Origin of the sequence: Ponticaulis koreensis DSM 19734 (genome assembly GCF_000420665.1) — a bacterium.
Classification (GTDB): domain Bacteria; phylum Pseudomonadota; class Alphaproteobacteria; order Caulobacterales; family Hyphomonadaceae; genus Ponticaulis; species Ponticaulis koreensis.
Genome location: NZ_ATVJ01000001.1, coordinates 1,986,913 through 2,004,828, shown reverse-complemented (window position 1 = coordinate 2,004,828; position 17,916 = coordinate 1,986,913). Strand labels below are relative to the sequence as shown.

Sequence of the window (17,916 nt, the reverse complement as noted above, 5' to 3'; positions counted from 1 at the left end):
AGTCCCCTAACTAACTCAATAATGTCATAGCAGAATTGAACATTCGTGAATCACTTCAGACCATTCTCAAGTTCTTCCTGCTTTTTCCGGCACTTTTGTTAACAGCTCGAAGGTGAAACTTTAAAAACATGTTCAACTCAGTCCTTCCAGCTTAAATGTTCTTGTTTTGTTCTTTTAAGTCTGATATTTCTTGAGGCATGAAAGCCAGCCAGAAACTTCCGGAACACGGACGCATAAAGTCCAATGAAATCAATGCCCTCACGCCTTCAGACGCAAGGCGGGGACGCGGCGCTGTGTCTAATCCCGCCGGGCGCTTCGAAACTGTTCAGACAGACAAGTTCGACGATGGCTGGGAGAATGCGACAGACTTCATAGACGAAGCCAGCCGCATTTCATGGCACTCGGAAACGGCGCGCACCATCATCACAAAAAACCAGTCGCCGGACATTTCTTTCGACCGTTCGATTAACCCTTATCGTGGTTGCGAGCATGGCTGCGCATATTGCTTTGCGCGTCCATCGCACGCTTATCTCGGCCACTCGCCGGGCATCGATTTTGAGCGACAGCTGTATTTCAAGAATAATGCGGTCGAGCTTCTTCGGCGCGAACTCTCAGGGCGTAAGTATGAACCGCGCCCTATAGCGCTTGGCATCAATACCGATGCCTATCAACCGGAAGAAAAACGCCTGCGCCTCACACGCGAGATTTTGCGCGTGCTGGACGAATTCAACCATCCGGTGATGATCCTCACCAAGTCCGCACTGATCCGGAGAGATATCGATATCCTGTCCGGCATGGCAGAACGCGGCCTGGTGTCTACCGGCCTCTCCATGACAACGCTTAAGCATGATGTTTCGATCAGACTGGAGCCGCGAGCGGCGGCGCCGTCACTCCGTCTGCAAACGATAGAAGCGCTGGCGAAAGCCGGCATCCCTGTCGTTCAGATGACAGCGCCAATAATCCCCTGCCTGAATGACAGCGAGCTTGAGGCCATGATTTCTGCCGGAGCGGACGCAGGCGCAATGAATGCGCGTTATGTACTGCTGCGCCTGCCATATGAACTGAAGGATATTTTTCAGGAATGGCTGAAAGCTCATTTTCCTGATCGTGCAGCGCGCGTCATCAATACGCTGAGAGAAATGCGCGGTGGCAAAGATTATGATGCTGAATGGCACAAACGACAACGTGGTGATGGCCCTTTCGCAGACCTGATTGCGGCGCGATTCAAGAAGGCGGTCAGGCGCGCAGGTATGACAGAACAACCTGCCCGATTGCGATGTGACCTCTTCAAAGTACCGACAAAAGACTCGCCGCAAATGTCCTTCGGATTCTGAAGCGTAAAATTTTAACAAAATTTTCCGATTGATTCGCTTCGGTAAGACATTCTTCATGAAATCACTTCGGATTGGCATCTCAGAAGATTTTTAGAACGAGGTTTTTTCGATATGGACGCGCTGGAAAATGTGATCATCCAAGGTGATTGCGTCGACGTGATGAACCGCATGCCGGAAAACTCGGTGGATCTCATCTTTGCAGACCCGCCATACAATCTGCAGCTTGGCGGCGATCTCACCCGTCCGGATAACTCCGAAGTTAAAGGCGTTACCGACGATTGGGACCAGTTCGACAGCTTCGACTCCTACGACCTCTTCACACACGAATGGCTGGCTGCCTGCCGCCGCGTTCTGAAAGATACAGGCGCGATCTGGGTTATCGGCAGCTATCACAATATTTTCCGCGTTGGCGCCATCCTTCAGGATGCCGGCTTCTGGATCATGAATGACGTGATCTGGCGCAAGACCAACCCGATGCCGAACTTCAAGGGCACACGCTTTCAGAACGCGCACGAGACGCTGATCTGGGCGACAAAGCACCCGAACCAGAAGCCATATACGTTCAATTATGACGCTCTGAAGACCTTCAATGACGATCTTCAGATGCGTTCTGACTGGACGATCCCGATCTGCACCGGTCAGGAGCGCCTGAAAGGTGATGACGGCAAGAAGGTTCACCCGACGCAAAAGCCGGAAGGCCTGCTGCACCGCGTGCTGCTGGCAACCAGTAAAGAGAATGACCTTATTCTCGATCCGTTCTCCGGCACGGGAACGACGGCCGCTGTTGCCAAGGCACTTGGCCGCCGCTTCGTTGGCATCGAACAGGATGGCGGCTATGCACGTCATGCCCGCGAGCGCCTAGCCCGGGTTCAGCCTTATGAGAGCGAACAGCTTAAAACTGTCACAAGCAAGAAGGCGGAGCCACGTGTACCATTTGGCGCTCTGATCGAGAGTGGCTATCTGCGTCCGGGCGACCGTCTTTTCTCTGCATCACGACGCCACGAAGCGCGCGTTCGCATTGATGGCAGCCTGACAAATGGCCGTGATGTCGGCTCTATTCACCGTCTCGGTGCGCATGTTCAGCGTGCAGCAGCGTGCAATGGTTGGACTTTCTGGCATTATGAAAGCCGGAACGGTCTGGAGCCGATCGATCTTCTGCGCAGAAAGTTCCGTACGCAGATGGGACTCGGTTGATCAACGCATTATTGATGCTTACCTTTATATATAGCTGGAAGGGCAACACCGATTCGGGTTTAACACGGAGGCCCCATGACACGGCTTATAAACCTGTATGCGCTTGATTACTGGTATGAGTCAGACGCGGATGATCCAGACAGTGCTTACACACTGATTGGTGACGAAAAAGGTGACTACGTCATCGCCGCCGACGGCACGCTCACATTTGAAGAAATCTGGGATCTGGCCGAGACGCATAACGAACAGGTAAAAGCAGAACTTCAGAACGGCTAGCCGCTCTGAACTACGTTCCTCGGGGGCTCTGATAGAGGTTCAGAGCCTTCCGGAATACTGATGGAAGCCCCGCAGTCGACAGCTCTGACAGTGGGATGAGTTCCTCTTCCCCCTCTGCAATCAAATCCAGCGCGTCAGCCGCTTCAGACATGTAGACGTCTAAGTATAAGCGGAAATGCGTAAACACGTGTTCGACACGGCCGAGATAGCGGTCGTCGGAAGCAATAGCTGGTTCTGACGGCACGTCATTCCATGCAGTCGTCGGCAGCCCCAGAGTTCCAGCAAGCAATCCTTTATCCGCGCGGCGCTCAGCGACCAGCCCGTCACCAACAATCGCAAGCAGCACTGCGCCATGCCGCACCGGCTTGGTCTTCTTGGGAGGTTTGACCGGAAAGTCTGTCTGCCGCCCCAGCGCACGCGCTCTACAAGGCTCGCTTAGCGGACAGATCAGGCAGTCAGGTGAGCGCGGCGTGCAGACCGTTGCCCCCAAATCCATCATGGCCTGCGCAAAGTCGCCCGGCCGGTCTTCCGGCACCCAGCTTTCCACAATGGCTTTGATGTCTTTCTTGATGTCGGGCAGTGGCGCATCCATGGCGAGAAGACGCGTCGTCACCCGCTCGACATTGCCATCCACTGCCGCGACCTGCTCGTCAAAGGCAATCGCAGCAATCGCGCCGGACGTATAAGGCCCAATACCCGGAAGCTTGATCAGCCCCGCGCTGGTTTCAGGAAAGCCGCCCTGCTCGGATATCTCTTGTGCACACGCATAAAGGTTGCGCGCCCGCGAGTAATACCCAAGCCCCGCCCATGCGTTCATAATGTCATCACGCGGTGCAGATGCGAGGTCATCAACCGTCGGCCAGCGTTTCACAAAGTCGAGAAAATAGCGCGTCGCATGCGGAATAGTCGTCTGCTGAAGCATGATTTCCGACAGCCAGACATGATACGGGTTCGGCTTTACACCCTTAGCCCGATCCTGAGGCGAGACACGCCAGGGCAGACTGCGCGCGGAGGCGTCATACCAGCGAAGAATATTTGCGCTGATCTCGGCGCCGGGTGTATGGGTATCAGACATCAATGGATACATAGCGCCTCTCTTACATGGGGCCATCCCTGATATGAGATGATTTGCATGCCCGGCGAAACGAACCGCTCCGAAAACTCACAGTCGCTGGACTTCGACGCCGAACGCGAAGCGCTGAAACGGCTATCCAAGCACCGTGCGCGCCCTGCAAATGGACAGGGCGAACGCCTGAGCCTGCGCATTACCAAGATCATGAAGCCCTACAGCAAAAATGAAGGTCCGGGCATTTCAATGCTGCAACGCCGCTGGAAAGATCTTGTCGGCGAGCGTCTCGCCAAACTGTCATATCCGGTCAAGCTGACTGGCAAGGCGGAGAACCGCGTTCTAACGCTTGAGATTTTGCCGTCTGCCTCGCCGATCTTCCAGCATCAGGAAGAGATGCTGAAACAGAGGCTGGCGGCGTCAAGCGGCGGTTTTCTTAAAGATTTGAAATTTGTGCACAAAGCCACCCCCGGTCAGAATGGTGACAAGGCGCGCAAGCTTCGCCCATTGAGTGCACAAGAACGTGATCAACTGAATGAAGGTGTTGCAAGCGTAAAAAATCCACGTTTGTCTCAGGCACTGTTGGCGTTCGGTGAGGCAGTCTATAGAGATGACCGCTGAACACGCCTGAGGGCGAATCTGTAAGACAAACAAACGGATGACGGGCATGAACGTATCTAAATGGCTAATTTCTGCGACAGCTGCACTTGCACTCGCGGCATGTGGTGGCAGCAATTCCGGTTCCGGCGGCTCCACTGGCGTCGTCGAAAGTGACGTTGTACTGGGCGATGCAAGCGCGCCTGTGACGATCATTGAATATGCGTCCATCACCTGCTCGCACTGCGCCACCTTCTCACGCGAAGTTATGCCTACCGTCGAAGAACGGGTTGAAGCAGGCGACGTGAAGTTCATCTTCCGTGGCTTCCCGACACAGCCGGTCGAGATCGCTATGGCGGGCCATGCAATCGCACATTGCGCGGGCGAAGACCGCTTCTATGATGTTCTGCACGACCTGTTTGAAAACCAGACAAACATTTTTCAGGCCGCGCGCACCGGCACCGTTGGTGATGCACTCCAGGCGACCGCGGCACGCCACGGCCTCGATGCAACTGAGTTTCGTGCTTGCACACGCAATCAGGACCTGTACGAACAAATGTCTAACGTCATCCGCGATGCGCAGGCTCAGGGCGTCTCAGGCACACCGACCATTTTCATCAATGGCGAACTTGCTGGCCCGGAAGCGCAGACACCTGAAGGCATGAACGAATTGATTGATGCGGCACTGGCTGACTAAACCTCACCAGACCTTCCGCAACCGACTGGAGACATATATGAAATCCCCGAACTGGCTGACTTCTGCACTCACTGCAATCGCATTGACCGCTGCACCGACTGCTGCTCTCGCGCAGGAAGGTGAAGCAGAGGCGCCTGCAGTCGTGCTCGACAATATTGTTCTGGGTGACGTGGTGCTCGGCGATGCAGATGCACCGATCACAATCGTTGAATATGCCTCCGTCACCTGCCCTCACTGTGCGCACTTCCATGAATCGGTCATGCCGGTCATCGAAGAGCGTATCGAGCTGGGTGAAGTGAAGTTCATCTTCCGCGAATTCCCGACACCACCGGTTCAAATTGCGATGGCGGGCTTCCTGATTGCCCGCTGCGCAGGCGAAGATCAGTATTATCCTGTTCTGGATACGCTGTTCACCGGACAGGATGACATGTTGCAGGCCGCACGCGGCGGCACAGTTGGTGAGTGGCTTGAAGATGTCGCGGCTGGCGCTGGACTTTCAGAGCCTGAATTCCGCGCCTGTCTTGCAGATGAAGAGTTGTTCAACTCTATGGTTGCCACAATTGAAGCTGGTCAGGATGCAGGCGTGCGTGCAACTCCAACCATCTTCATGAACGGCGAACTGCTCGGCAATGACGCTCAGACCGGCGCAGGTATGGCGGCGCTAATCGACGCAGCCCTCGCCGCTGAATAATCCTTTCGAACGGACAAACTGATATGACCATGCTGCGCGCTTTAATCACCTCTGTCGCCGCCCTGACACTCGCGTCTTGCGGAAATGGCAGCGGCGGAACCAGCGCGCAGGATGACGGCCCGGCGACCCTCGACGAAATCGCCATTGGCGATGTGATCATGGGTGATCCGGATGCGCCTCTTACACTCATCGAGTACGCATCCATCACATGTGGTGCATGCGGTCAGTTCCACGCGACCGTCATGCCCGTCATCAAGGAACGCGTAGACGCAGGCGATATCAACTTCATCTTCCGCGAATTTCCAACCGCACCTGCAGAAATCGCAACCGCTGGCTTTGCTGTCGCGCGCTGCGCCGGTGCGGATGATTATTACGATGTGCTGGACGAGTTTTACGACGACCAGCAGGATTTCTTCAACGCGATCCGCTCAGGCTCTGCTGGCGACATGTTGCGTAACATCGCGTCCGAGTACGGCATCAACAATGCCGGTTTTCGGGAGTGTACGCGCGACCGCGAACTCTTTTCTTCCATGATGGAAACTGTGCGCGGCGGTGAAGAAATGGGCGTCACCCATACACCGACGCTTTTCCTCAATGGCGCTCAGCTCGGCAATGAAGCACGCACACCGGACGGTATGAATGCCGTCATCGATGCTGCTCTGGCAGCGCTCGACTAGCTTTCCGACCTCTTTTCGAGTTTTACACAGACTTTCTGACACGAATTCGTTCTGGTATCGTAACGTCTTGCGAATCTAGCGATGCTGCAGAGTCGTAAGCTATGGAGACGTTTGCTCTCCGGAATTGAGGTCCTGATTGCAGATCACCGAGATCAGAATTGCAGGGTTCAAATCCTTTGTTGATCCGGTCAACTTCTATGTTGAGCCGGGGCTGACGGGTATTGTCGGGCCGAATGGCTGCGGTAAGTCGAACCTTTTGGAATCTCTGAGATGGGTGATGGGTGCCAGCTCCGCGCGCGCTATGCGTGGCGGCGAAATGGACGATCTCATTTTCTCCGGTACGGCCAAACGCCCTGCCCGCGAAATGGCCGAAGTGACGCTGGTGATCGACAATACGGATCGCCGAGCGCCGCCGGAATTCAACGATAATGACAAGCTGGAAATACTGCGTCGTCTTCGTCGCGGTATTGGCTCCACCTATAAAGTGAATGGGCGGACTGTTCGCGGTAAGGACATCCAGCTCATCTTCGCAGATGCCTCGACAGGTGCGAACTCACCCGCGCTGGTTCGTCAGGGCCAGATCAGCGAGCTAATCGGATCCAAGCCGCAAAACCGTCGCCGCCTCCTTGAAGAAGCTGCGGGTATTGCAGGCCTGAACACGCGCCGCCACGAAGCCGAACTGAAGCTACGCGGTGCAGAGAGCAATCTTGAACGCCTTGATGATCTCTCCTCGGAAGTGGAACGTCAGCTAGAAAGCCTGAAACGTCAGGCACGAAAAGCTCGCAAGCATAAAGACCTGTCCGCGGTTATCACCGGCCTCGAAGCTCTGCTTTGCCATCGCCGCTGGTCGCTGGCGCAGGAAGCAGTCGACACACACCAACAGGCGCTTCGTGAAGCGCGTGCCAGCGTTGAAAAACTGACGATCAAAGACGCTATGGCCGAGCGTACCGCGCTTCAGGCTCGCGAGAAAATTGAACCACTTCGCCTGGCTGAAACCGAAGCCTCCGGCCGCGTTGGTCAGGCTAAAGTCCGTATGACCGAGCTTCAGGCCGAAAAGCGTGCCATCGAGACTGCGTTAGAACGCCATGCCTCCGATCTGAAGCGCATTGTGTCCGACATCGAGCGCGAACAGGGACAAGCTGAGGACGCTGAATCCCGCATTGAAGATGCCAAACGGCAGCTTGCCTCTCTTCCGAGCATGGATCCAGCTGTATTCGAACGCGACCAGATGGAAGCTCAGGGCCGACTGAAAATGGTGCAGAAGGACCTCAATGAAGCTGAGCTTGCCGGACAGACCGCGACTGAAACCCTCGCTCGCCTACGCGCCGAGCGTGAAGCAGCAGAACGCAATCGCCGCGATCTCAGCAATCGCCTGAACCAGACAAATGCTCGCCTGAGCCAGCTGGAAGCAGAGCTCTCCCGCCTGCCGGATGTATCGGCGCTGGAAACAGCTCTTGAAACCGCGCGCACCGAACTGGCGAACGCCGAATCCGCGCTTGAAGATATGGCGGCGTCTATCTCTGAAGCCGAACAACGCTCACTCGCCCTTCGCCGCGAGGAAGAAACTGTAGGCGAACCGGTTAAAGAGGCCGATACCGCGCTGCGCAGTGTCAAAGCCGAGATTGCGGGCCTTGAACGCCTGTTACGGAAGGCTGAAAGCTCGTCTGCGCCGCCGATTATGGATTCCCTCAGCCCGCAGGCTGGCTATGAGCGCGCGCTTGCCGCTGCGCTTGGCGATGATCTCAATGCCCCGACTGATCCGAATGCCCCATCTTACTGGGCGGGTGCGGACAGAGGATCCGACCCGTCACTTCCGGCTGGTGTAACGCCGCTCAACTCCGTCTGCTCAGCGCCGTCCGAACTGGACCGCCGTCTGGCACAATGCGGTGTTGTCGAAACTGACGCTGAGGCAAACACGCTGCGCGGTCAGCTACAGGTTGGTCAGCGAATTGTCTCCAGAACAGGCGGCCTCTGGCGCTGGGATGGCTATATCCGCCGTAGTGATGCGCCACTGTCTCAGGCTGAACAGCTTGAACAGAAAAACCGTCTCGAAGCCTGTCAGGCCGAGCTTCCGCAATTGGAATCAAATCTGGCTTCGGCTCAGGCAGCTCAAGCCAATATCGAAACGCGCCGCCGCGAAGCCGAGTCCGAACTTCGCGATCTGCGCGCCCACGCCCCGTCCCTGCAGAAAGCACGAAACGAAGCGAGCGCATCTGTTTTCCGCGCCGAGCAGGAATTGGAACGCGCCAGCCTGAAGCGCGATAATCTCCAGTCCACCGTCTCTGAAGCGCGTCAGCAACGTGATGATGCGCAAGCAGCAGTCGACGCTCTGCAGGATGTGTCCGCATCAGGCGACGAAGCCAAGGCTGAAGCGGAGCTGAGTGAAGTCCGCCGCCGTATTCATGAACTCCGTCAGGACGAACAGGCGGCTCGCAACTCCCTTTCCGATTTGCAGCGCAACCGTGAGCGTCTGGAAGGACGCAAGCGCGGCCTGGAACGTGAAGTTCAGGAATGGACCAAACGCCTGAATAGCTCACAGACTCGAATCTCGGAACTGACAGCAGCACGCACACAGACCCGCACTGCGCTGGAAACGGTCGAAGCCGGCCCGGAACGCGTTGACGAAGCGATTGAAACGCTTGCTGCAGAGCTTCAGGCCCTGGAAGTAAAACGTCAGGAAGCTGCCGACCTACACGCCGAAGCCGAAAAAGGTTCACGCGAAACAGAGGCCGAGGCACGCCGCGCCAAAGAAGCCGCGACTCAGGCGCGTGAAGCTACAGTCATGGCGCAGGCTCATCTCGAAACGGCCAAAGAACGCCTGAACGATGCAGTCGAACTCGCCAGCTCCCAGTTTAACCGTCAGCCGCACGGCCTGATCCAGCTTGCCAAATCATCACTCGAAGAAGAGTGGATGGAACGCGAATCGAAAGAGCTCGAAAACGAACTTGCTCGCCTGAAGCATGAACTCGCCGCGCTTGGCAGCGTGAATCAGGACGCGGAGAAAGACGCTGAAGAACTTGCTGAGCGTCTTGGTGCCCAGCATGAAGAAAAAGCCGACCTTACCGCCGCCATCGCGAAACTCCGCGAAGGCGTTCACGCGCTGAATGAAGAAGGTCGCGGCCGCCTGCTCGCAGCGTTCGAAACGGTCAACGAGCATTTCCAGAGCCTGTTCACCGCGCTCTTCAATGGCGGTCAGGCAGAACTCAAGCTAGTTGAGGCGGATGACCCGCTCCAGTCCGGCCTTGAGATTTACGCCCAACCGCCAGGTAAAAAGGTTACATCGCTCAATCTGATGTCCGGCGGCGAGCAGGCGCTAACGGCAACCGCGCTTATTTTCGCGGTCTTCCTGTCTAACCCCGCACCGATATGTGTCCTCGACGAGGTCGACGCTCCACTAGATGATGTAAACGTCGACCGTTTCTGCCGGCTGCTCGAAGAAATGAAGAGCCGGACACAGACGCGATTCGTTACGATCACGCACAATCCCGTCACCATGTCCCGTATGGACCGCTTGTTTGGCGTCACCATGCAGGAACAAGGTGTTTCGCGTATCGTTTCAGTGGATTTAGGCACTGCGGAACAATTAGTCGCAGCTGAATAGTCAGAGATATTATTTTTTCTGTATATTTACAATGCACTAGACTTTCTCAGCTTGCTTGACTTCGCAACTGCACATGGCTAGTTTCCGCGCGACTTCGGTCACAGCTTAATTTTTCATTCACGGTGGGCTCATGCCTCCTAATTCGCCAGAACAAGACGATCTGGCTGCGCGCATCGCTGCAGCGCAGGCGAGACACAAGGCGAAGACGGAACGCAAACCTGGCTCATCATCTGCCGCAGGCTACGGTCTTGGCATGAAAATGGTCCTCGACCTTGTCGGGGGAGCTTTGGTCGGATTAGTTTTTGGTCTGGCGCTTGACCATGTGGCGGGAACAAAACCCTGGGGGTTACTGGTTCTGATGCTGCTAGGAATAGCCGCTGGCTTCAGATTGATGTTGCGTACTGCCGAACAGCAGGCTAAGCGCAACGCGGAAACGACGATTGATGCTTCGCCGGCAAAGACTGACGAAGCAAATAAGGGGCACGAACAGGCATGATGTTTCGTATGGAACTCGACCCAATGCACCAGTTTGTCATTACAGACTGGATCAAACTCCCAGAGCTTGCAGGGTTCGACATCTCATTCACCAATGCCAGCTTCTTTATGCTGCTTGCAGTTGTGCTCGTTGTTGGCTTTTACATGATCGTGACGTCTAAAGCGTCTATCGTGCCAAGCCGCATCCAGTCAGTTGGTGAAGTCGGTTACGAGTTCATCGCAAACATGATCCGTGACACGATCGGTGAGGAAGGGTTCAAATTCTTCCCGCTCGTCTTTTCGCTCTTTATGTTCATTTTCGCCGCGAACATGCTCGGCATGGTTCCGCTCTTTTACACGACGACTTCACAAGTGATTGTGACAGCGTCTCTTGCGCTGCTCGTCTTCTTCACTGTGATCATTTACGGCCTCATGAAGAACGGTCTGAAATTCTTCAAACTGTTCGCACCATCAGGTGTTCCATGGCCACTGTTGATCCTGCTGGTGCCGCTGGAAATCATCTCTTTCTTCGTTCGCCCGGTTACGCTGTCTCTGCGTCTGTTCGGTAACATTCTTGCTGGTCACATCGTTCTCAAACTCTTTGTCGGCTTCGGCGCAGCCATGCTCGCGACAGTCGCAACAGGCGAAGCGCTCTCGGCTCTCGAGGTTGTTGGTGTGGTCGGTTTCTGGCTACCGCTCGTCATGGCTATCGCCATCACAGCTCTCGAATTTCTTGTAGCGTTTCTGCAAGCGTATATTTTCGCAATTCTCACATGCATCTATCTGAATGATGCATTCCACCCGTCTCACTAAGAGGTTAGTTACTCAATAAAGTCCGTTACCAAGACTTGACGTAGCGGACAGAGTAGGTTTCACGAGCACAAATTCCATTTAGGGGAGTTATTACCATGGAAGAAGGTCTGAAGTACGTTGGCGCGGGTCTCGCAACCCTCGCTATGTTTGGTGCAGCTCTGGGCGTTGGCAACATCTTCTCAAGCTACCTCGACGCTGCAATGCGCAACCCATCTGCAGCTCCACAACAGCAAGGTAACCTGTTCCTTGGCTTCGCTCTCGTCGAGGCTCTCGGTATCTTCGGGTTCCTGATCGCCCTGATCCTGCTCTTCGTGGTCTAGTCTGGTAGTTTCTACCAAACAAGCAACGCACGGGCCTCTACGTTAGAACGAGGCCCGTAACCACAAGAACAAGGTCATCCACCCATGGCGGAAGAAACCCACGGTGCAGAACACCTGGAACATGTAGCAGAGCATGGCGCTGACCATGCCGCGTCTGCATTCCCGGCGTTTGAAGCAAGCACCTTCTCTTCTCAGGTTTTCTGGCTGGCGATTTCCTTTGCCATCCTTTACCTGCTGCTTTCCCGACTGATCCTGCCTAAGCTGGGTTCGGTCATCGAGCAGCGTAAAGGCAAGATCGCTTCCGACCTTGATGAGGCTGCTCGGATGAAGTCCGAAGCAGACGAAGCTCTGGTCGAAGCGGACAAGCAACTGGCAGCGGCGCGGGCCGCAGCGCGCACAAACGCGGAAAAAGCCCGCTCTGAGATCGACGCAAAGATTTCTGAGACAAGCGCTGCAAAAACGGCTGAACTTGACGCCAAACTTGCGGAAGCTGAAGCTCGCATCGAAACGATGAAGGCTACAGCGATGGCGAATGTCGCAGAGATCGCAACGTCTACGACGTCTGCAATCCTCGCTCAGCTTGGTACATCTGCTGCTGATGCTGAAATCGCGGCTTCTGTAAGCAAATCTATGGATGAGGTGTCAGCATGATGCGCATTTCAAACATTGCTGCGCTTACAACAGCAGCAGCAATCGCGTCTCCGGCAGCATTCGCTGCCGCTGGTGACCCTTGGTACTTCAATTCTACCTACTGGGCGACCGGTGTCCTGATCATTTTCCTGCTTATCGTATGGCGCCTTGGTGCGTTCAAAGCGATCGGGAAAACACTCGACTCCCGCGCAGAGGAAATTCAACGCGAACTCGATTCAGCGCAGAAGCTTCGTGAAGAAGCGTCAGCAATGCTGAAAGAGGCTGAGCGTCGTCAGCAGGAAGCTGCTGATCAGGCCGATGCCATTGTTCGTCAGGCTGAAGCAGATGCAAAAGCTATGCTGGTGCAAGCTGACAAAGACCTGACTGAAATGGTCGCCCGTCGCGAAGCTCAGGTTGAAGCACGCATTGCGCGCGCAGAAGAAGAAGCTACCCGTGCTGTAAAGCGCGTAGCGGCTGATGCTGCGACACGTGCTGCAGCAGATCTGGTTCGCTCTAACGCGGACAAGACATCCGGCGCAGACACATTCACTCAGGCACTGGGTCAGGTTAAGTCAGCGCTCTAAGCTCTGCTGAACCGATAAGAACTTTAAGAACGCCGCTTCCCACGAAGCGGCGTTTTTTGTTGCCCTTGCGCGCGACCTCATCAATCCTAGGCGCCAGCTGCAAACCATGGAGGCACCGAATATGGCCGACATCAAACTCTCCGATGCGCAGAGAGATCATCTGATCGATGGTATTAAGGCCTATATGTCAGAGGAACTGGATGCCGACGTTGGAAGCTTTGAAGCCGGATTTTTCCTGGACTATCTCATCAAAGAAATTGGACCTGCTGTCTACAATCAGGCGATCTACGACACGCAGGCGGCCCTCACTCAGCAGATCGAGCGGCTATCGGAAGATTTGCTTCAACTGGAGAAATAAGCGCTGTCGCTAGCTGTCTTTGTGTTCGCCGAAGATAAGACGCAACAGCCAGTCAGGCGCGAACCGTTCAAGGCTTGGATGACGGGCCAGCATACCTTGCAGCCAGCGACGTCCCCAGACCGCATTGCGGGCCAAAAGCACCACACCCAGAATCACAATTGGCAGACCAATAGGAATGATCGGCGTCAGGAAGGCGATGATCACGCCAAGCGGGATCAAAATCGCACCGAGAATCGCCAGAGCAGACCGGATAATTGCGGCTACACCTTGCTTCACCATAGACGGAGGGGCCTGCGTCGCAGATGCGGCAGCTTTCTCTGTCTGAGATGAAGGATTTTCGTTCGGAGCGATCATGAAAGTCGATATGGGGTAAGCAGAGTTATAAAGCAATTGGACAAAGCGCGCGAACCGGCCATTATTTGACGGATAAGCGCTTACCAACGCGTGTATGTGATTTTAACCGGGACGAAGCACACCATGCGATTGAACCTGATCCAGGCCTTACGCGCTTTCGCTGCCTATCTCGTAGTGTTTTACCATATCCGCGCCATTGAATTCGAGTATGCGCGCGAGATGGGAACCGATGAATATGCCTTGGTAGGCGGGCTGTTCTCCAATGGCTGGGCCGGTGTGGACCTGTTCTTTGTGATTTCCGGATTCATCATGGTCTATGTGACCTTTTCAAGACCTTCCGGCGTCGCAACGGTGAAAGACTTTTTGCTGGCCCGTGCCTTTCGGATTTATCCACCTTGGTGGCTGTTCTCCGGCATGATGGCGCTGTTCTTCTTCCTGTCTTACGGCACACCATATGATGCAGCGGCTCTGGCGCAGTACGATAATGACCCGCTGAACCATATTCTCAGATCCATCTTCCTTCTCCCTCAGCCGAATTTCCCAATTCTCGGCCTGGGCTGGACGCTGGTGCATGAGGTCTGGTTCTACATCGTCTTCGCATTCATCCTGCTTGCACCGCGCAAATACATGCCAACCCTTTTAGGGCTATGGGCCATCATAGTTCTGGGTGGCGCAGCCATGGGCTGGTCCGCTGCCTATGCAGCCGATTACCTCAAGCTCGCCTTCTCTGTGCACACTGTTGAGTTCATCGTCGGCGCGTTCACCGCCTATCTGTTCCTGAAGCAGGACAAACCATTCTTCCCTGCCGCTATATTCGGCTTAGGTGTCGTTGCCTTCATCGCAGCAACACTGCTCCACCCATATCCGAACCGCTTCACGCTGGAATGGGGCCGTATGTTGGTTTTCACCCTGCCCTGCGCCATGCTTCTGTACGGCGCTGCAGGCCTTCAGGCCCGCGCAACAAGCGAGTGGCTCAAGCCGCTTAGCCGGTTAGGCGATTGGTCGTTCTCACTCTATCTGGGCCATCATTTCGTGATTGCGGGCTTGCCCATCATCGGTGCTATCATCGCGGCAAAAGCTGAAACGATGCTCGGTATGGCACCGGGCACACTGAATATGTTCCGCCTTGGCTCCGAAGGCATATTCGATAACGCCCTCTTCATGACGGGTATGGTGATCGGTTCGACCCTATTTGCGGCCATCATCTATCATTTCTTCGAACAGCCTGCACTGCGCTTCCTCACCAAGCGGTTCCGCAAGCCGCAAACAGACAAGGAAAAGGCGCGACTGAATGAAACCGTCGCGCCTTAGCGTGTGATTATTCAGCGGCCAGCTGTTCAGGCGCGGGCGGCGCCCATTTCAGAACCGGCTTACGTGCTGCCTGTGTTTCATCAAGGCGCTTCATCGGCGCAAGATATGGCGCGCCTTTCAGCGTATCATCGCCCTGTGCCGCGCGGCGGGCTACGCTTTCCAGAGCGCCGCAAAAACGGTCGAGCTCGGCTTTGCTCTCTGTCTCGGTCGGCTCGATCAGCATCGCGCCATGCACGACCAGAGGGAAGTACATGGTCATCGGGTGATAGCCCTCATCGATGAGCGCTTTCGCGATATCGATTGTCTCAATGCCTTCAGCCGTGAACTTGTCCGAGAACAACGCCTCGTGCATGCAGAAGCCGTCAAACGCAGGCGTCATAACCGTCTTCAGCTTGGCCTGAATGTAGTTGGCATTGAGAACAGCATCTTCAGCGACCTGTTTCAGACCATCTGCGCCATGGCTCAGCATATAAGACAGAGCACGTACGAACATTCCCATCTGACCGTGGAAGCTTGCCATACGGCCAAAGCTCTCTTTGGCTTCTTCCTCAGCCTCTTCCACCAGACGGAAACCGTCTTCGCCCTTCAGAATGAATGGTACAGGCGCGAATGGCGCGAGCGCTTCTGAAAGCACGGTCGGGCCGGAACCCGGACCGCCACCGCCATGCGGCGTAGAGAAGGTTTTGTGCAGGTTGATGTGCATCGCGTCGATGCCAAGGTCACCCGGGCGCACACGACCAACGATCGCGTTGAAGTTCGCGCCGTCACAATAGAAATAGCCGCCAGCCTCATGGATAAGATCAGCGATGTCCTTGATGTCGGTTTCGAACAAACCGCACGTATTCGGGTTCGTCAGCATGATGCCGGCGATATCATCTGTCTTTTCCAGCTTCGAGCGCAGGTCATCAATGTCGACGCGGCCACGCGTGTCAGCGCTGATTTCGTCTACAATGAAACCGCATTGGGCAGCTGTCGCAGGGTTCGTGCCGTGCGCAGATGCAGGTACCAGCACGCGCTTACGCGTATCGGCCTCACCGCGGGAGATGAGCGCCTGACGGATTGCCAGCATGCCGCACAGCTCACCGTGCGCGCCTGCCTTAGGGCTCATCGCAACGGCCGGCATGCCTGTCAGCGTTTTCAGCCATGTCGCCAGCTCGTCGATCAGCTCCAGCGCGCCCTGCACGCTCGCCTGAGGCTGCATCGGGTGAATGTCAGCAAAGCCCGGCAGACGCGCCATTTTCTCGTTCAGACGCGGATTGTGCTTCATAGTGCATGAACCCAGCGGGAAGAGACCAAGGTCGATTGCGTAGTTACGCTGTGACAGACGCATATAGTGGCGAACCGTTTCAGGCTCGGACAGGCCCGGCAGCTCAGCCTTTCCCGCACGTTCTACGCCGCCAAGACGCGACTTGTTGCCTTTGGCTTTTGGAAAGTCCACACCGGTTTTGCCCCAGCGATCTGTTTCAAAGATCAGCGGTTCAAACTGGTAGAGGCCTTTGGAGCCCGATACCGTTTCAGTGTCACGCTGAGAGCCCGCGGCAACTGGCGCTGATGGGCGGCCTTGAGAGTTCATGCTCATGAGAGGATCTCCTTCAGGGCTGACGCGTAGGCGGCGATGTCTTCAGATGTTGTGCATTCTGTTGCCGCGCAAACGATGACGTTGGAGAGCTCATCCTCATGCGGATAGAGGCGCGATGCACGCACACCGCCAACAACATCACGGTCCAGAAGGCCCTGAAGCGCGTCAGCTGCATTCATTGGCACACGGAAGGCAAACTCGTTGAAGAAGCGCGGCGTGAGGATTTCAACGCCATTTACGGCTTCCAGAGCGTCCGCCAGATCACACGCTGCCTCATGGTTCAGAACAGCAAGGTCGTGCAGACCTTTGCCGCCGAGAAGCGTCATGTGCGCTGTGAACGCCAGCGCGCAAAGGCCGGAGTTTGTACAGATGTTAGACGTCGCCTTGTCGCGGCGAATGTGCTGCTCACGCGTTGAGAGCGTCAGCACGAAGCCGCGCTTGCCTTCAGCATCAGTTGTTTCACCGCACAGGCGGCCTGGCATCTGGCGAACCAGCTTTTGCGTCGCTGCGAACAGTCCAACATAAGGGCCACCGAAATTGAGGGAGTTACCAATGGACTGTCCCTCACCTACAGCAATGTCTGCGCCCATTTCGCCTGGCGGCTTCACGAGGCCAAGGCTGACCGCTTCTGTGAAGACAGACACAAACAGCGCTTTCTTTTCGTGAGCGGCATCAGCAACCGGCGTCATGTCGGTAATTGTGCCGAACACATTCGGGCTCTGGCCGATCACACAGGCCGTTGCGTCGTCGACTGCACCAGCAAGTTCAAGCTCGCCATCAATCGCGGCTGGCAGCTGGACAACCTCAATGCCCTGCGCTTCGCAAAGAAGCTTTGTGGACGCTGCATAATGCGGGTGGAGACCGCCGGACAGAACAACCTTTTTACGGCGCGTCGCGCGGCATGCCATGACCGCAGCTTCTGCGCAGGATGTTGCGCCGTCATACATGGACGCGTTGGCGACATCCATTGCGGTGATTTCAGCAACCTGCGTCTGGAACTCAAACAGGGTCTGAAGCGTGCCTTGCGCGATTTCCGGCTGGTACGGCGTGTAAGTCGTCAGAAATTCAGAGCGCTGGATCACCATGTCGACGCTCGCCGGAACATGGTGCTTATAGGCGCCGCAGCCCACAAAGAAGGCTGAGTCAGATGCTGTGACGTTCTTGCTGGCCAGTTTGGTCAGATAGCGTTCAACGGCGAATTCGCCCTGATGGTCCGGCAGGCCCGGCACAGTGCCTGGCAGGCGCGCACTTTCAGGGACGTCTGTGTAGAAATCATCGACGCTGTTTGCGCCGATCACCGACAGCATATCTGCGCGGTCTTCCTGTGTAAGCGGGAGGTATCTCATTATGCCTCTCTCAG

At 55.7% G+C, this 17,916-nt stretch carries 19 protein-coding genes; 15 read left to right on the top strand and 4 right to left on the bottom strand.

The window, feature by feature from the left end; translation table 11 throughout:
• Nucleotides 1-197: 197 nt before the first annotated feature.
• The 3 genes from G523_RS0110190 (at nt 198) to G523_RS0110180 (ending at nt 2,804) form a co-directional block, all read left to right on the top strand.
• On the top strand, nt 198-1,334 hold the full coding sequence (locus G523_RS0110190; RefSeq protein ID WP_022694959.1) for a PA0069 family radical SAM protein: 1,137 nt from the start codon (nt 198-200) through the stop codon (nt 1,332-1,334).
• Nucleotides 1,335-1,445: 111 nt separating this feature from the next.
• Nucleotides 1,446-2,528, top strand: coding sequence for a site-specific DNA-methyltransferase (locus G523_RS0110185; protein WP_022694958.1), 1,083 nt, complete (start codon nt 1,446-1,448; stop codon nt 2,526-2,528).
• 75 nt (nt 2,529-2,603) lie between these two features.
• On the top strand, nt 2,604-2,804 hold the full coding sequence (locus tag G523_RS0110180) for a hypothetical protein (protein ID WP_022694957.1): 201 nt from the start codon (nt 2,604-2,606) through the stop codon (nt 2,802-2,804).
• Nucleotides 2,805-2,814: 10 nt separating this feature from the next.
• Here G523_RS0110180 and G523_RS0110175 read toward each other — a convergent pair whose 3' ends face one another.
• Complete coding sequence (locus G523_RS0110175; RefSeq protein WP_027441620.1) at nt 2,815-3,879, bottom strand: A/G-specific adenine glycosylase; 1,065 nt, start codon at nt 3,877-3,879, stop codon at nt 2,815-2,817.
• 57 nt (nt 3,880-3,936) lie between these two features.
• On the opposite strand from G523_RS0110175, the gene G523_RS0110170 reads away from it, so the two are divergent.
• The 11 genes from G523_RS0110170 (at nt 3,937) to G523_RS0110120 (ending at nt 13,312) form a co-directional block, all read left to right on the top strand.
• A complete protein-coding gene (locus tag G523_RS0110170; RefSeq protein WP_022694955.1) occupies nt 3,937-4,491 on the top strand; it encodes a DciA family protein in 555 nt (184 codons plus the stop codon).
• Nucleotides 4,492-4,537: 46 nt separating this feature from the next.
• Nucleotides 4,538-5,164, top strand: coding sequence for a DsbA family protein (locus G523_RS18945; RefSeq protein WP_162141043.1), 627 nt, complete (start codon nt 4,538-4,540; stop codon nt 5,162-5,164).
• Between the two features lie 37 nt (nt 5,165-5,201).
• The gene (locus G523_RS0110160) at nt 5,202-5,855 is read left to right on the top strand and encodes a DsbA family protein (protein ID WP_022694953.1); all 654 of its coding nucleotides are present in this window, start codon (nt 5,202-5,204) and stop codon (nt 5,853-5,855) included.
• A 23-nt stretch (nt 5,856-5,878) separates the two neighbouring features.
• A complete protein-coding gene (locus G523_RS0110155; protein WP_022694952.1) occupies nt 5,879-6,532 on the top strand; it encodes a thioredoxin domain-containing protein in 654 nt (217 codons plus the stop codon).
• A gap of 136 nt (nt 6,533-6,668) precedes the next feature.
• Nucleotides 6,669-10,133, top strand: coding sequence for a chromosome segregation protein SMC (gene smc, locus G523_RS0110150; RefSeq protein ID WP_022694951.1), 3,465 nt, complete (start codon nt 6,669-6,671; stop codon nt 10,131-10,133).
• 130 nt (nt 10,134-10,263) lie between these two features.
• Nucleotides 10,264-10,629 (top strand): AtpZ/AtpI family protein, encoded by a 366-nt coding sequence (locus G523_RS18940; protein ID WP_022694950.1) that lies wholly within the window; start codon nt 10,264-10,266, stop codon nt 10,627-10,629.
• An 8-nt stretch (nt 10,630-10,637) separates the two neighbouring features.
• Nucleotides 10,638-11,420 (top strand): F0F1 ATP synthase subunit A, encoded by a 783-nt coding sequence (locus G523_RS0110140; protein WP_407674751.1) that lies wholly within the window; start codon nt 10,638-10,640, stop codon nt 11,418-11,420.
• 95 nt (nt 11,421-11,515) lie between these two features.
• The gene (locus tag G523_RS0110135) at nt 11,516-11,740 is read left to right on the top strand and encodes a F0F1 ATP synthase subunit C (protein WP_022694948.1); all 225 of its coding nucleotides are present in this window, start codon (nt 11,516-11,518) and stop codon (nt 11,738-11,740) included.
• Nucleotides 11,741-11,824: 84 nt separating this feature from the next.
• Nucleotides 11,825-12,391 carry a F0F1 ATP synthase subunit B family protein gene (locus G523_RS0110130; protein WP_022694947.1) on the top strand — a complete coding sequence of 189 codons (567 nt, stop codon included), beginning with the start codon at nt 11,825-11,827 and terminating at the stop codon, nt 12,389-12,391.
• Nucleotides 12,388-12,954, top strand: a complete 567-nt coding sequence (locus G523_RS0110125; RefSeq protein WP_022694946.1) for a F0F1 ATP synthase subunit B family protein — start codon at nt 12,388-12,390, stop codon at nt 12,952-12,954. The genes G523_RS0110130 and G523_RS0110125 overlap by 4 nt, the downstream gene beginning before the upstream one ends.
• A gap of 121 nt (nt 12,955-13,075) precedes the next feature.
• A complete protein-coding gene (locus G523_RS0110120; protein ID WP_022694945.1) occupies nt 13,076-13,312 on the top strand; it encodes a DUF2164 domain-containing protein in 237 nt (78 codons plus the stop codon).
• 9 nt (nt 13,313-13,321) lie between these two features.
• Here the strand turns inward: G523_RS0110120 and G523_RS18935 are convergent, their stop codons facing one another.
• A complete protein-coding gene (locus tag G523_RS18935; RefSeq protein WP_022694944.1) occupies nt 13,322-13,666 on the bottom strand; it encodes a hypothetical protein in 345 nt (114 codons plus the stop codon).
• 123 nt (nt 13,667-13,789) lie between these two features.
• Here G523_RS18935 and G523_RS0110110 point away from each other — a divergent pair, with 123 nt between their 5' ends.
• Nucleotides 13,790-14,977 carry an acyltransferase family protein gene (locus tag G523_RS0110110; RefSeq protein WP_022694943.1) on the top strand — a complete coding sequence of 396 codons (1,188 nt, stop codon included), beginning with the start codon at nt 13,790-13,792 and terminating at the stop codon, nt 14,975-14,977.
• Between the two features lie 7 nt (nt 14,978-14,984).
• Here the strand turns inward: G523_RS0110110 and gcvPB are convergent, their stop codons facing one another.
• Both gcvPB and gcvPA read right to left on the bottom strand, forming a co-directional pair.
• Nucleotides 14,985-16,556, bottom strand: a complete 1,572-nt coding sequence (gcvPB, locus tag G523_RS0110105; protein ID WP_022694942.1) for an aminomethyl-transferring glycine dehydrogenase subunit GcvPB — start codon at nt 16,554-16,556, stop codon at nt 14,985-14,987.
• On the bottom strand, nt 16,553-17,902 hold the full coding sequence (gene gcvPA, locus G523_RS0110100) for an aminomethyl-transferring glycine dehydrogenase subunit GcvPA (protein ID WP_022694941.1): 1,350 nt from the start codon (nt 17,900-17,902) through the stop codon (nt 16,553-16,555). Before gcvPA ends, gcvPB begins: the two co-directional genes overlap by 4 nt.
• Nucleotides 17,903-17,916 lie beyond the last annotated feature (14 nt).